The following is a 14550-nucleotide window of genomic DNA, read 5'->3' as shown; positions in this document are numbered from 1 at the left end:
AACTCTTTTTTAGCTATTTTCCGCTCGACCCAAAACCACCGGTTCTAGTCGTCTTAACCGTTGTCTCATCGGTTGCCGTTAAATATGGCGTAAAGATTCCCTGTGCAAGCCGTTCGCCTTTTTTTATCTGAACATCTTGAATACCAAAATTAATCAGTTGAATAAAAATCTCACCTTCATTATTCGGATTATCATAATAATCAGCGTCAATGACACCAATCCCGTTCGGTAGAATCAACCCTCGCTTTAAAGGATTACTGGATCGATTGGCTAAGAGTAAGTATTCATCATCATTCATGTAAGCTTTGATCCCAGTTGGCACTAAAAACGGTTTTAGCGTCTTCGTAGCTGCGACCAAGTCGGCGGTCGAACTAGGTGTACCATGGCGTAACTGCCAAAGCACTTTAATAAAGTTTAATTTCCAAATTGAAGGTAGCTTAAAATCAACCGCAGCTTCAAAATCATACCCAGCGGCTTTTTTTGTGGTGCGATAAGGCAACCGTAAGTCTTGGGCTGCATATTTTTGAACAATTTTAAATCCACGTGCCATCTTAAAATGCCTGCTTTCTGTAATTAATGATAGTGTTCACATTTTACCATACTTTCACTCAGAGTATCGTTGACAAAACGGGCATTTATCGGTTTAATTACCTTAAGTTATAAAACCCTTTACAAGGTGGTGATAGCAATGGAATTCATCCGTGAACCACATCGTTTTTACTTTAATGACCAGCAGGGGCAACTCGCTGGCGAAATTACTTTTCCCGCCATTAATCAAGACCAAACTTGGGTCATTGAACATACTTTCGTACGTGATGATTTTGGTCATCAAGGCCTCGCTGCTCAATTGACTTTAGCTGTGATTGACGCCGCCCGGGAGTCACACAAACAGTTGCAGCCACTATGTCCATATGCCAAAGCCTTCTTCGACCGGCATCCTGAATACGCCGACTGTTTAGTTCAACCCTAACTTAATGCATTTTAAAAATCAGTGATTTTATACAAAGGAGTCCCGCAAATGACACAAGATCAATTGAAACAACTCGTCGGTCAAAAAGCTGCGGCTGCCGTTCAAGATGGCATGCAAGTTGGCTTAGGTACCGGTTCAACCGTGAAGTTCATGGTTGATGCCCTTGGTGCACGCATTAAATCTGAACATCTCAACATCGTTGGCGTCTCAACCTCTAACCGCACGGCTGAACAAGCCAAAAGCTTAGGTATTCCGATGAAATCCGTGGATGAAGTCGATCACCTTGACCTCACGATTGACGGGGCAGACGAAATTTCTGCCACCTATCAAGGAATCAAAGGTGGCGGTGCCGCGCTATTATTTGAAAAAATTGTTGCCATTAATTCCGACAAAGTCATGTGGATCGTTGACGAAAGCAAATTAGTCGACCACTTGGGTGCCTTTGGGTTACCCGTTGAAGTCATCCCTTATGGCAGTCAACATGTCTTCGAAAAAATGGCTTCTCGCGGCTATCATCCTGTCTTTCGTAAAGTTAATGGTGAATTTGTTCGTACGGATTCTAATAATTATCTCATTGACTTACAAATTGACCCAATTGCAGACCCGCACGCACTCGCCGATGATTTAATTCACATGGTCGGCGTCGTTGAACACGGACTTTTCTTAGATATGGTTAATACCGTCATTGTCGGTCATGCTGATGGTCCGGAAATCATTAACGTCCGGCCTTAATTTTTACTAACCACATCACTTGCCGGTGAGCCATTAAACCGCTACAATTAGAAACAGATTAAAGGAGCGTGATTTTTTGAGTAAAGCAATTAGTATGGATCAAATCGCTAATTTTCAAGCTGATTTAGATCAACGTGCCGATGCGAAAGTCATCGAACGCAGTGTCACTAAGAATGGTATTTTGGCTAGTAGCCAAGATATTCAAGCCATGGGTCAAACAACCCCCGTCTTCTCAATTGATTTGGATACCGGGAGCGTTGCCAACCAAAAACAAAGTGGCCGTTGCTGGATGTTTGCCGCATTGAATACGATGCGCCATGCTTTGGCTGACCAATTCAAGTTAAAAGATTTTGAATTATCACAAAACTATACCTTTTTCTGGGACAAGTTCGAAAAGGCGAACTACTTCTACGAAAATGTCTTAGCCACCGCAGATGAACCTACTAGTAGCCGTAAAGTGGCTTGGTTAATGACGACCCCCCAACAAGATGGTGGTCAATGGGACATGTTAGTTGCCCTTATTCAAAAATATGGGATTGTGCCTAAGAGTGTCATGCCTGAAACTTATAACAGTTCTAAATCCGCTGAAATTAATAGCACCCTTAACTTAAAGCTCCGTAAAGATGCCGTTGAATTGCGTGAATTAGTCGCTGCTAAAACGAGCGCCGCTGATATTCAAGACCGCAAAGAAAAGATGTTGAATGAAGTTTATCGCATGTTAGCAATGGCTTTTGGTGAACCTGTTACTGAATTCGACTGGGAATACCGCGATGACGATAAAAACTATCACATTGATCAAGGCCTTACCCCTCAAAGCTTCTTTAAAAAATACATTGGCTGGAACTTAGATGATTACGTTTCAATCATCAATGCCCCAACTGATGATAAGCCATATAACCACACCTACACCATCGAAATGTTAGGAAATGTCTTGGGCGGTCGTGCAGTTAAGCATTTAAACGTTTCAATGGCTGACTTCAAGCAATTGGCAATCAAGCAATTACAAGCTGGGCAAAGTGTCTGGTTTGGTTGTGACGTTGGGCAATCTTCAGACCGGCAAAAAGGCATTATGGCAACCGATGTTTATCGTAAAGATGAATTATTCGACGTCGATTTAGCCATGTCAAAAGCTGAACGGCTCGATTATGGCGAAAGCTTAATGACTCATGCCATGGTCATTACCGGTGTCGACTTAGTGAATGGTCAACCAACAAAATGGAAGGTTGAAAATAGCTGGGGCGATAAAGTTGGGACCAAGGGCTTCTTCGTTATGAGTGATGCTTGGCTCGATGAATATTGCTATCAAGTCGTCGTTAACAAGCAATTCTTAACGGCTGATTTGAAAGCAGCGCAAGCTGAAGAACCAACTGTTTTGGCTCCTTGGGATCCAATGGGTGCCTTAGCTTAAGTTAAAACACAACACCAAACAAGATTTGGTCAAAAAAATAGTCGCTTCAAGAATGTTCACAGCAAATTCTTGAAGCGACTATTTTGTATCTACCCTCAAAGGTACTGAAACGTGCATTACAAGTCAGTTTTTTCCGCTTTAAATTTTTACAGTTGACCCCAAGCTGAAGCTGAAATCGTTGGGAATAAATGAATGAGTCGTTCAAATTGCGCCGGACCATACTTGAACGTAACGGCTGGAAGCAAGGTATCAATCACATCCGCCGCTTGATCACTGACTTCAGTCGCACCAACTAAATGTTGGTCTTGATCAAAAATCAAGCAGTTATCGCCGCTGGTTTCTTGTCCCACTTGGCGATACCAATCATCAGGAACGTGATGAGTAACCACTCGATATTGGTCAGGGTGCGCTAAGGCAGTCTCGGCAGTGACCCCAACCTGCGCCAATCTTGGTGATGTAAAGACCACCGTTGGAATGGCTGGGTAATCAATTGGTGCCGTCGTTTCACCAGCAAACGTATGCATCAGATACGTCGATTCAAATATGGCAGTCGGCGTTAAGCGTGGTTGCACTTTATCAATCACATCACCTGAGGCGTAAATGTTAGGGACGCTGGTTTGTAAATGATCATTAACCACGATGCCCTTAGCATTGTAGATCACACCGACCTTTTCTAAGCCCAGATTTTCAACATTTGGTACCCGTCCCGTTGCATCTAAGACCCAATCAGTTGACCAAGTTGGCTGTGTATCAGTCTCAACTTGGCACTGATCACCAACTCGTTTAACCGCCGTCACCACTGTTTCACGATAGATCTTCACACCCTTAATCGTTAACTGTTGTAAGAGCTGTTCAACGTATGGCTGATAAAAATGGCGCAACGCTTGTTTGCCACGTAAGACTAAAGTAACCGCACTCCCAGCTGCTTGGGCAATTGTCGCAAATTCTAACGCAATGTAGCCACCACCAATAATGGTTAATTGTGCGGGTAGCTTCGTTAAGCTCAGGAAGTCCGTACTATCATGTAATAAGTCGGCCCCGGGAATATTTAACCGGTGCGAATGCAGTCCCGTTGCCAAAACAATGTTTTCAGCCGTGCACGTTTGTGACCCAACATTCACCGTGTGCGCATCAACCAACGTCCCTCGACCTTGAATTAAGTGCACACCACTATTAGTCAATAGTCCACCAATTGCAGCTGGTAATCCTTCAATGACGGCCTTTTTATGCGCCATATTAGCCGTCCAGTCAATCTTAGTTGTCCCTGTTAAAACTGGTTTTAACGCAGCTAATTGCCGTTGCAACGCAACTGGGGCGTCCAACGTAATCTTGGCATTACAACCACGATTAGGACAAGTCCCCCCAATTAAGCCCGGTTCAACAACTGCGACCCGAACCCCCTTAGCAGCTAATGGAATGGCCCCATCAAAAGTACCGTGACCACTACCAAGGTATAAAACGTCAAAATCATAATTAGATTTAGTCATTAGTTTTCCTCCCAAAAATTAGCTCAGCCAACGAGTTGTGCACAACTCACACCCCATTCTAACGAGGTCATCGTGCAAACACAACTAACCCCACTTTTAAACAAGACTTAGTTAAGCGAGCTAAAAAGCTAATTTTGAACAAAAAAAGTCCAGGTTCGCCCTAGACTCTTAGCTCAGTTCGGTCTTATTCACAATGTTCAGTCGGTCGTCTAGTTGATAACAAATGGGCACTCCATTCGCTACCTCGACGCCATCAATCCCAGTATCACTAATATGTTCTAAATATTTGATTAACGCGCGTAACGTACTGCCATGGGCCACAATCAATTGATTCTTGCCCGCTAACAACTGTGGCGCCACCTGATCAATCCAGTAAGGCATAATCCGCTCATAGGCCATCTGTAGACTTTCAGCTTGCGGTTCAACGGCCGGACCATTAGTCGTATAACGCCGGTCATGACTCAATTGACTGGGTGCTAATAACGGTGGCACCGTATAAAAACTCCGTCGCCACTGTTGGACTTGCGCCTTACCATAAAGTTGCCGCGTCGTATCTTTATTTTGTCCCCGTAACGCCCCATAATGCCGTTCATTCAAGCGCCATGACTTATATTCTGGTAACCAAAGTTGGTTAATCTCTGCCAAAATCAAGTTTGCCGTGACAATGGCCCGCTGTAAAACCGACGTATGCACTGCTTCAAATTGAATGCCTGCCGCTTGTATCCGTTGCCCGGCTTGACGGGCCTGGGCGATTCCTACTGGCGTTAAGGGCACATCACTCCAACCAGTATAAGTATTATCACGATTAGCCGTACTCTCACCATGTCGTACAATTACCAATTCTGTCATTATCTCTCGCCACCTGTAACCTTCAATACTCTTATCATAATCGATTTTTAGGTTGAAGTGCAAGTCGTTCGCGTGTAGCAAAGATCAGTTTGATCCGCTTAACAAAAAAATTGGTAGTCATTCTCAAAAAAAGAATGACTACCAATTTTATGTTAATACACGCAAATTAGTCTTTTGAATTGGATACTGCCGTCGTCTGTGAGACTGACTTTTCAGATTGATCAGCAGTATCATCCCCATCAGGCATCGCACTATCCCGTTCCCGGAAACGATTCCCAACAAAGGTGACCACGGAACCAATCAAGATAACGACAATCCCTACAATCGTTGTCGGCAAGATTTTTTCTTGTAAAATTAAGGCTGCTAAAATTGGTGCCAAGCCAGGTTTAATGAAGAACACTAGCGAAGCCGTTGAAACATCGGTTTGTTCCATGGCCAAGAAGTAAAAGGCAAAACCGCCCCCGGTCACACAAACCCCAATAAAGAATAATAGCCAGAAATACGTCATATTCACATTGACTAAAATAGGAATCGCTGCAAATTGCCGTAAGCCCACGGCCTTAAGTCCGCTAGCAATCGCTGGAATCTTAGTCAACCAAGCAATTAGTAATAATTCAAAGGCGCCAGCAAAGAAGGTAAAACACGTCATCGTCAACCCATTCAAACCGCGCTTAACGGAACCGTACCGCGAAACAATACTGTATAGCCCGAAAGTAATCGCTGACCCAATCGCCAATACCAATCCGAGGCCATTCGTTAAATGTGTGGGATTAACAATAATTAGTAACCCAATCACCGAAATAACAACTGAAATTAAGTTGGCTCGGCCTAACCGTTCATGCAAAATCAAGTATGAAAAGAGTAAGGCAAAGACTGGATTACAACTAAAAAGGACGGCAACGGTTGACGCCTGATCGACCGTAATCGCTAATTGATATAACGACATACTAACAATCACGCAGACAAACCCAGTCAAAGCAAATAAGCGCCAATCAGCGCCCACCAACTTACGACCAGCTTGCTTCAACGCAGTTAGGGCAAATGGCAATAAAATAACGGCCCCAATAAAAAATCGAATTAAATTTAGTTGAATCGGATTAAAGGCACTACCGGCCATCTTTAGGGCAATCTCCATCGAGCTAAACATCAACGTCGAAATTGCAATGTAAAGATATGCTTTCTTCACGAAACGTTCGCTTCCTTCTTAATAAAAATTTAATGGTTAACGTTATCCAGTATAGCACCCTTTTCATTCAGTTTTCAAATCAACTAATTAGATTAGACTGCACCACAAACATCAAAATTGGAATCACAATCAAGCTTAGTAAGGTGGTTTCTGTCACCATTACCGCAGCATAATCCGCATCCGCACCATAGAGCTTGGCGACCACTGGTGCATTCGTCATCACTGGCATCGCTGATTGTAAAATGAAAACTTGTTTCATTTCTACTGGTAACGCCATCGGCATCAACATTAACGTCATTAAAACGGGGGCAAAAATAAACCGCCCCAATAAAATCCCGATACTATCTCGATTTAAGCGCATACTGCTCAGTCCAGCATTGGCCATCGAAATCCCAATAAATATCATTGATAACGGCACCGTCATCCCGCCAATATAAGTGAAGTCCTGCATCAAAAAGTCTGGTAATTGCAGTCGTAATAACACTAAAACGACCCCAATCATAAAACCCAACAATGGTGGCGAAAAGATTTTTTGCACGGTCTGCTTCCAATCAAACTTGGTCGCCTGCACCCCATCGCGTTGAATTAAATAGACACCTAACGTCCAAAAAATCGTCGTGTTCGCCATATAATACACCAACACGTATGGTAACGCGCTGTTCCCAAATAAAGCTTCATTAATGGGTAGCCCAATAAAAACAGTATTCGAATTTAAAAACATCGACGAAAATAGGCCCCGATGCGACTTGCGAATATTGAGTGCGCGCATGACCCCAAAGGATAGCCCAAACAAAATCGCCATATTCAAGACTGGAAACCGCAATCCTGGTAAGGTTGCTAATAATTTTTGCGCCGTAAAGTCTTTCGTGATGGTGGCAATCATGTACGCAGGTAACGCAATTTGCGTCACTAACCGCGCCACTAGTTTCGTGGAGTCATCATTAAACCAGCCCCACGTTGCCAACAGATACCCCACTGCAATCATGACAATGATAATCACAACGCCTTGAATACTATGTAAAAAGATCTGCATGCCCCTAACCCTCCTAGTAAAATAAAAATTCAATGAGAATTGTTTCAGTATACCACTGTTTTTAGCCTACTTGAAGGTGGTTCATAGCCGAAAACGTTTGACTATAGTCATAATTTTACTTATAGTATTCTATAATTGTGTTCCGGTTGATTAGGTTCACTAGTCTGACCAACGATTGTTAAAATCTTCTTAAATCAACCATCTTTTGGAACAATAAGTTAATAAACGGCATAAAATAGGGCTAGTGAAAATACGAAATTAATGAGGAACTTATATGTCAGAAAATAATCAAGATCCAATGGGCCCTCGTCAACGGCGACGGCGGCAACAAAATTCGCATATCAAGGCTCGTAAACATCATCCTTGGTTAGTGACCCTTTTAATTGTGTTAATTTTCATTGTTGCTGGCGCAGCTGCTTGGGGCTACAAAACCTGGAATGCAGCTAAAAATACCATGGATACAACTTATCAATCAACTGGCACAACTAAATCGCGGAACGTTGCAGCGGTTTTAAAGCAAGGGAAACCCTTCTCAATTCTATTATTGGGGACTGATACCGGTGCTTTAGGCCGTGGCACTAATTTTTCGGCCCGGACGGATACAATGATTGTTGCCACGATTAATCCTAAAAAGAAAACCATGACCTTAACCAGTATTCCACGGGACACGTTAGTGACAATTAATGGTCAGTCGCAAAAGATTAACGCTGCTTATACGATTGGCGGTGCCAGTGGGGCCGTTAAGTCGGTTCAAAAACTATTAAAATTTCCAATTGACTTTTACGTCTTAATTAACATGGGTGGCTTAAAACAGATTATCACGGCCATGGGCGGTGTTACCGTCACGCCAACAATGACCTTCAAATATGGCAATGCCAACGTTAAAAAGGGCGTTAAAATCAAGTTGAATGGGGCCGCCGCCTTGGACTACTCACGGATGCGTTATGATGATCCTTTAGGTGATTATGGTCGCCAAAAACGGCAACGCCAAATTATCATGGCTATGGTCAGTCAATCAAATTCGTTGGGCTCCTTAACTAACATTGAAAAAATCACGAAACATCTCGCCAAAAATATGCGAACTGATTTAACTTGGAATGATATGGTTGCTCTTGATACGAAGTATAAGAACGCCACCCATCATGCTAAGACTTACACCTTGCAGGGGACGGATTCGACCATTGATGGCCTTTCCTATCAAGTTGCTTCTGCCACTGAACGGTATAAAGCTTCTAAACGGATTCGCACGCAATTGCAGTTGACAACTAGTGACTTAACGGTCAGCGACTTCTCAACCACGGCCGCAACTGGTAGTAGCAGTAGTTCAACTACAACAACCACTGATAGTACGACCACTACCAGCGATACCCAAGATACGCAAACAACCAACGGTTACGGTTACGATTCCACAACTACTGGTCAATATTAATTACAATAACTAAAGAGAGCGACTTAACGCGCAACTATGCGGGTTAAGTCGCTCTTTTCAATGGGCCCTAATCTAGGGCCCATTGTGCGATAAACTGTTTAAATTTAGTTTCGCGTTGTGCAACGATTGTCATGGCCGGCAACGGCCGTAATGCGATTAACATTGTCGTAATCGCTGCGACAATCGCTACCACTAAGTCGGGTTGTTCATGCGGAATCACTTGATCCACCAACCCACGCCGTTTAAGCTCCGGCGCAGTCATGGGCAATAAGTCAATGGCAGTACTTACAGTCTGTTGCCCATGTAAAATCGCCATCACAGCTTCCGGTGATGCCACATTAAATAAGCTATCATCTAACATTAGTATTCGGTTCGCATTCGCAAATCCTAATGCACCACCACTATGGCCTTCCCCCAAAAACACGACCAGATTGGGTACGGTTAGCTGCCCCATCGCAGCAATTAAATCTGCGATTGCTTGGCTTTGTCCATAACGTTCTGATTGGGGGCTTGCATCCGCACCGGGCATGTTAATCAAGCTCACCACTGGCAACTTAAACTTCTCAGCATGTTGAATCACCCGTAGCGCCGTTCGATAACCAGACACAGTCAAGGCACCGCCATTTTTTTGCCGGCGACTAGCTAGATCTGAGCCCCGATCAACACCCAACACGGCTAAACCTTGCTGCGTCGCAGTCTGGCCAAATCCAGCCGTTAAAGCAGCATCGTTGCCAAGCAACCGGTCACCGTGCTGCGCCGTAAACGTAGGTAATAAGGCTTTAATTACCGTAGGGGCACTAATACGATCCGCTGCCCGTAATCGTTGTAACCGCTCATCCATGTTGATTGCCTCCTTGGAACGCATAACTGGCTAAAACATCGATTAATTTTGCCCGTAAGGCGGGCCGTGGCACCACTGCATCTAACATTCCGTGTGCCTCTAAGCTCGCTGCAGACTGAAAATCAGGCGGTAACGTGACCGGCATCGTCTGTTGAATGACCCGAGCACCGGCAAAACCAATCTTTGCCCCAGCTTCCGCTAATACCACGTCGCCTTTAAAACCAAAGCTCGCCGAAACGCCACCCATCGTCGGATCAGTCAACACCGTAATCAGCGGTAGCGCTGCATGCGCCAACCGCGCAAGCTCTGCTAAAATCAGATTCATCCCAACTAATGCGTATAAACCTTCTTGCATCCGAGCCCCACCGGAAGCCGTCACAATAATCACCGGCAGTTGCCGTTTGCGTGCAACTTGTAGCACTGTGATTAACCGTTGCGTCACGACTGTATTTAACGTTCCCATCATAAAGTGACTGTCCATCACTGCTAACAAACTGGGCCAGTGGTTAAAAGTTGCGGTGCCAGTAATCACTGCTTCAGTCATGTCAGTCATTTGCCGAGCATGTGCCAATTTTTGATCATAATTAGGAAACGCCAACTGATTATGCGCTTGTTCCGGCATCGCTAACGGTTCAAAACTCCCGGGATCTACCAACTGGTCAATCCGTTCAGCTGCTGATAATCGCTGCCAATATTGACAATAAGGGCACTGTTGCCAGTGGCCCCATTGACTGGCATGCACATGCCGGCCACAAGCCGGACAAGCAGTCCAAATCCCTTTTTTTGGATAATGGCTCATTGTTCGGCCTCCCATTGCGCTAGACTATGAATTGAAAACTGATCTTGTTGATAAGCTGGTCGGGCCACCGTTTGTTGTAAAAAGGCCAGATTGGTTGCTGGACCGACTAATCGAACTGCTGACAATGCGATTTGTAAGCGCGCCACTGCGGCAGCCCGCGTTGGCCCCGTCACCATTAACTTGGCAATCAAACCGTCATACATAGTAACCAGGCGATCACCCGCGCGATACCCCGTATCAACCCGAGCATAGGTGGGCCACTCGAACTGTGAAATGAGCGTCTGTTCCACTGGCAAGATTGCCGTTAAACGGGCCTCAATCGCAACCTTTTGCGTGACTATCACTGGTAAGTGTAATGACGCCCCAGCAGCTTGTTTGAGTTGTGCTTGGACAATATCAATGCCCGTCGTTAATTCAGTCACGCCGTGTTCAACTTGTAACCGGGTATTCATTTCCATGAAATAAAATTGTCCTGCCGCAAATAAATATTCGATGGTCCCCAAGCTTTGATAATGTGATTGCGCTAATAGTTGGCGCGATAACTGATATAACGTTTGTCGTTGAACTGCGGTTAAGCAACTAGCCGGACTTTCTTCTAATACTTTTTGTTTATGTAACTGTAAACTACAATCCCGATCACCTAAAACCAAGAGCTGGTCACCAGTCCCTAACACTTGCACCTCAATGTGCCGTGCGGTTGGCAGATAATGCTCTAAATACATCGCATCATTCAAGAAGGCGGCAGCCGCTTCCTGGCGTGCTGCTCGCAGTTGTTGATGTAATTCAGTCATCGTTTGGAGCACCCGAATGCCTTTGCCACCACCACCATGGCTGGCTTTTAAGACTAGTGGGAACCCAATCTTTAACGCTGCCTGCTTAATTTTAGGCCAAGTTAATCCTTGAATGGACTGACCCGCTAAAACTGGGACCTGTTGCTTTCGGGCATACGTTTTCGCTAATGACTTATCGCCCATTAAGCGAATCTGATCGGCACTCGGACCAACCCAAGTAATCCCACACTCTTGACACATTGCGGCAAAATCAGCGTTTTCTGCTAAAAACCCATACCCTGGATGAATCGCATCGGCATGCGTATTAATGGCTGCCATCAAGATAGCTTCCGCGTTCAAATACGAGCCGGTGGCCGCCGCTGGTCCAATACAGACGACTTCATCCGCTAATTGAGTATACCAAGCCTGACGGTCCACTGTTGAGCACACCGCCACGGTCTGAATATTAAGTTGTCGACAGGCCTTGATAAGCCGCACGGCGATTTCACCGCGATTAGCAATTAGCAGCTTGCGAAACATATTTACCGATCCTTTCGCATCTTAAATAAAGGTTGTTCAAATTCCACCGGGGCTTCATCAGCAATCAAGATGGCCATTAAAGTTCCAGCCGTGGCACTCTTTAACGGATTAAAGAGCTTCATACTTTCAATTTGGCCTAGTTCTTGACCCGCTGTAATCGTTTGACCCACTGCCAAGTCCGCTGCTAAATGAACCACCCCGACCATCGGACTGGTAATCGTCGTTGTGGCCACATTGGTTGGGGCTGTGACTGGTAACTTGGCGGCAACTGCCGCGGGAACCGGCTTAGTGACTTCAATCTCTAAATCCCCCGCCTTAACTCGGATATGCTGATAGCCCTGTTGCGCATATTTTTCGACTAGTCGGTCTAAATCTTTTAATGCCATGTGGGTCATCCTCCTATTTTTTGATTAAAATTGAACCGTACGCAAGACCGCCTCCAAAAGCAGTCAATAAGACGGGGCCAGTCATTGTGTCATAGACATCTGCTAAAGCCATTGCAACCCCCGCGGAAGACGTATTGCCAAATTTTTCAACATTATGTGGAAATTGCGCCATTGGCAATGCCAACTTAGTGGCGATTTGTTCGATAATCCGTAAATTAGCTTGATGACAAATCACATACTGTAGGTCAGTCGGTGCCACGTGCGCCGTCGCTAGTAAAGCCTCCATTTGTTGCGGGACAACGGTGGTCGCAAATTGAAAGACCTCCCGTCCGGCTTGATAGAACGCATCCATTTGGGGATAATTACTAGCAGCGATGGTTGTGATTGGTTTAACCCGCCCAGAATGAATCACAGTGGCATTGCCTTGAGTTTGCAGTTTTTCCGCCAAGATACTATTTTCAGCCGGATCAGTGGTCGCTTGTAGGAGTACCCCACCAGCGCCATCACCAAAGAATACCGCCGCAGTCCGATCCTTAAAATCCATCATCTTCGAATTAACTTCAGCACTGATAACCATCACATTTTGATATTGCCCACTACGAATGAATTTATCCGCCGTCGCTACACCAAAGGTAAAACCAGCACAGGCAGCACTCATATCAAACGCAAATGCGTGATCTGCACCAATGTTAGCCTGCACCAAACAAGCCGTTGCCGGGGTCAATGCATCCGGTGTAATTGTCGTGACGATAATCAAATCAATCGCACTGGCAGCCAAATGTTGTTGATCAAGCAATTGTTGGGCTACTTGTGTTGCTAACGTTGATGTGTTTTCATCATCCATCGCAAAATGTCGCGTTTGAATCCCGGTATGCGCTTGAATCCAATCGTCATTAGTAGCCATAATTTGCGCTAATTCATCATTATCAACCACGCGTTTAGGGACATACTGTCCCGCTGCGGTGATTTTCGTATATATTGTCATCTACTGACCCCCAACTTATTTCGACTAAAGCTTCTGGCTATAATTTTATCAATAAAAGGCCCGCGGTCAAAGGTTGTGCTTTAATTTTAGTCAAATCCTAAGACAACTATCATCAATTTTAACCACACTGCCGGTCAAAAAAGGAGCTTGGGATTTCCCAAACTCACTAGACCTTATTGCGGGTCTGGATTAGTTTCAAAGCCATTTTTTGCCAATAATGGCATCAAATCAACTTTTTTATCCGTGGGCACTTTCTGGGCAAAAATTGCGACTCCGGCCGCCTTTAATTGGTATAGGGCTGCCGCTTCGGCATGTCCAACCGCAATTGCATTAGTCACCATTACCATGCCAGCTGAATAGGCTAGACTGCCAATATCTACGCCCACGTGACTCACATCCAAGCCACCGGCAACTAAACGCGCCATATTTTGTGGCGTATCCGTTAAGATTAAAGGTTTGACCGTGTCGAATAAGGTATTTTGATAAATCTCAATCATCTTATCGACCGTAATCACATTGGCCTTAACACCCGGTGGTGCGGCCTGCACAATTAGCATTTTACGCAAATTATCTTGCGCCACCGCATCTGAAACAACTAAGATTCGATTAGGCGCAACACTTTTAGTCCAAACGGTTGCCACTTGTCCATGCAACAACCGACTATCAATTCGAGCTAGCCGAATATCCATGGTCATGACTGCTCAGCTTCGCCGTCATCTTGGAGCAAGGTTAAATGTTTAATGCCTATCTTGCCAGTCTCTTCTAAATGAGCAATGACCGCATCCAATGGTTTATCCCGTACCGTGTAACCTTCAATTAACATTGGCAAATTCAACCCAGTCACGAGTCCCATACGGTCAGTATGTTCAGCCACAATTTGACTCGCCGCATTGAAAGGCGACCCGCCCCACAAATCAACCAAGAACAACACTTGATCCGTAGCATCAAACGTGGCAATGGCCGCATCTAATTTTTTTGCTAAGTCTTCTGGACCTTCATCCAACTGAAAAGTGACGGTTTGAACTTTTTCTTGTTGGCCGAAAATCATATAAGATGATTTTACGACCCCTTCAGCAAATTCACCGTGACTGACAACAACAAATGCTAGCATCTAAACAGCCTCCTTTTGATTAAC

Annotated in this window: 16 protein-coding genes; 4 read left to right on the top strand and 12 right to left on the bottom strand. The window is 44.8% G+C overall.

Annotated features, from left to right (window positions below):
- Nucleotides 1–13: 13 nt before the first annotated feature.
- Complete coding sequence (locus tag C5Z25_RS08945; RefSeq protein ID WP_105452309.1) at nucleotides 14–550, bottom strand: dCTP deaminase/dUTPase family protein; 537 nt, start codon at nucleotides 548–550, stop codon at nucleotides 14–16.
- 138 nt (nucleotides 551–688) lie between these two features.
- Between C5Z25_RS08945 and C5Z25_RS08940 the strand changes: the two genes are divergently transcribed.
- The 3 genes from C5Z25_RS08940 (at nucleotide 689) to C5Z25_RS08930 (ending at nucleotide 3110) form a co-directional block, all read left to right on the top strand.
- Nucleotides 689–970: a GNAT family N-acetyltransferase gene (locus C5Z25_RS08940; RefSeq protein ID WP_105449843.1), complete on the top strand. Its 282-nt coding sequence runs from the start codon at nucleotides 689–691 to the stop codon at nucleotides 968–970.
- Nucleotides 971–1018: 48 nt separating this feature from the next.
- Nucleotides 1019–1702, top strand: coding sequence for a ribose-5-phosphate isomerase RpiA (gene rpiA, locus C5Z25_RS08935; protein ID WP_105452308.1), 684 nt, complete (start codon nucleotides 1019–1021; stop codon nucleotides 1700–1702).
- Nucleotides 1703–1778: 76 nt separating this feature from the next.
- Nucleotides 1779–3110: a C1 family peptidase gene (locus tag C5Z25_RS08930; protein WP_105452307.1), complete on the top strand. Its 1332-nt coding sequence runs from the start codon at nucleotides 1779–1781 to the stop codon at nucleotides 3108–3110.
- A gap of 146 nt (nucleotides 3111–3256) precedes the next feature.
- Here C5Z25_RS08930 and C5Z25_RS08925 read toward each other — a convergent pair whose 3' ends face one another.
- From C5Z25_RS08925 to C5Z25_RS08910, 4 genes are all read right to left on the bottom strand, one after another.
- Nucleotides 3257–4597, bottom strand: coding sequence for a dihydrolipoyl dehydrogenase family protein (locus tag C5Z25_RS08925; protein WP_105452306.1), 1341 nt, complete (start codon nucleotides 4595–4597; stop codon nucleotides 3257–3259).
- Nucleotides 4598–4765: 168 nt separating this feature from the next.
- The gene (locus C5Z25_RS08920; RefSeq protein ID WP_105452305.1) at nucleotides 4766–5446 is read right to left on the bottom strand and encodes a 2,3-bisphosphoglycerate-dependent phosphoglycerate mutase; all 681 of its coding nucleotides are present in this window, start codon (nucleotides 5444–5446) and stop codon (nucleotides 4766–4768) included.
- 166 nt (nucleotides 5447–5612) lie between these two features.
- Nucleotides 5613–6632, bottom strand: coding sequence for a DMT family transporter (locus C5Z25_RS08915; protein ID WP_105452304.1), 1020 nt, complete (start codon nucleotides 6630–6632; stop codon nucleotides 5613–5615).
- Between the two features lie 79 nt (nucleotides 6633–6711).
- Nucleotides 6712–7665, bottom strand: coding sequence for an AEC family transporter (locus C5Z25_RS08910; protein ID WP_105452303.1), 954 nt, complete (start codon nucleotides 7663–7665; stop codon nucleotides 6712–6714).
- A 274-nt stretch (nucleotides 7666–7939) separates the two neighbouring features.
- On the opposite strand from C5Z25_RS08910, the gene C5Z25_RS08905 reads away from it, so the two are divergent.
- Nucleotides 7940–9094, top strand: coding sequence for an LCP family protein (locus C5Z25_RS08905; protein ID WP_105452302.1), 1155 nt, complete (start codon nucleotides 7940–7942; stop codon nucleotides 9092–9094).
- Nucleotides 9095–9161: 67 nt separating this feature from the next.
- Here the strand turns inward: C5Z25_RS08905 and accA are convergent, their stop codons facing one another.
- The 7 genes from accA to C5Z25_RS08870 all read right to left on the bottom strand — a co-directional run bounded on the left by accA (nucleotide 9162) and on the right by C5Z25_RS08870 (nucleotide 14526).
- Nucleotides 9162–9935, bottom strand: coding sequence for a carboxyltransferase subunit alpha (gene accA / locus C5Z25_RS08900; protein ID WP_105452301.1), 774 nt, complete (start codon nucleotides 9933–9935; stop codon nucleotides 9162–9164).
- Nucleotides 9928–10734 carry an acetyl-CoA carboxylase carboxyltransferase subunit beta gene (locus C5Z25_RS08895; RefSeq protein WP_105452300.1) on the bottom strand — a complete coding sequence of 269 codons (807 nt, stop codon included), beginning with the start codon at nucleotides 10732–10734 and terminating at the stop codon, nucleotides 9928–9930. Before C5Z25_RS08895 ends, accA begins: the two co-directional genes overlap by 8 nt.
- Nucleotides 10731–12044 carry an acetyl-CoA carboxylase biotin carboxylase subunit gene (locus C5Z25_RS08890; protein ID WP_105452299.1) on the bottom strand — a complete coding sequence of 438 codons (1314 nt, stop codon included), beginning with the start codon at nucleotides 12042–12044 and terminating at the stop codon, nucleotides 10731–10733. Before C5Z25_RS08890 ends, C5Z25_RS08895 begins: the two co-directional genes overlap by 4 nt.
- Nucleotides 12045–12046: 2 nt before the next feature.
- Nucleotides 12047–12430 carry an acetyl-CoA carboxylase biotin carboxyl carrier protein gene (locus C5Z25_RS08885; protein ID WP_105452298.1) on the bottom strand — a complete coding sequence of 128 codons (384 nt, stop codon included), beginning with the start codon at nucleotides 12428–12430 and terminating at the stop codon, nucleotides 12047–12049.
- A gap of 13 nt (nucleotides 12431–12443) precedes the next feature.
- Nucleotides 12444–13415 carry a beta-ketoacyl-ACP synthase III gene (locus C5Z25_RS08880; RefSeq protein ID WP_105452297.1) on the bottom strand — a complete coding sequence of 324 codons (972 nt, stop codon included), beginning with the start codon at nucleotides 13413–13415 and terminating at the stop codon, nucleotides 12444–12446.
- 173 nt (nucleotides 13416–13588) lie between these two features.
- Entirely contained in the window at nucleotides 13589–14110 is a 522-nt protein-coding gene (locus C5Z25_RS08875; RefSeq protein ID WP_105452296.1) for a PTS sugar transporter subunit IIB, read from the bottom strand.
- A complete protein-coding gene (locus C5Z25_RS08870) occupies nucleotides 14107–14526 on the bottom strand; it encodes a PTS sugar transporter subunit IIA (RefSeq protein WP_105449830.1) in 420 nt (139 codons plus the stop codon). Before C5Z25_RS08870 ends, C5Z25_RS08875 begins: the two co-directional genes overlap by 4 nt.
- Nucleotides 14527–14550 lie beyond the last annotated feature (24 nt).

The organism is Lactobacillus sp. CBA3605, assembly GCF_002970915.1.
Classification (GTDB): Bacteria; Bacillota; Bacilli; order Lactobacillales; family Lactobacillaceae; genus Lactiplantibacillus.
This window is presented reverse-complemented; position numbering and strand designations above follow the sequence as displayed.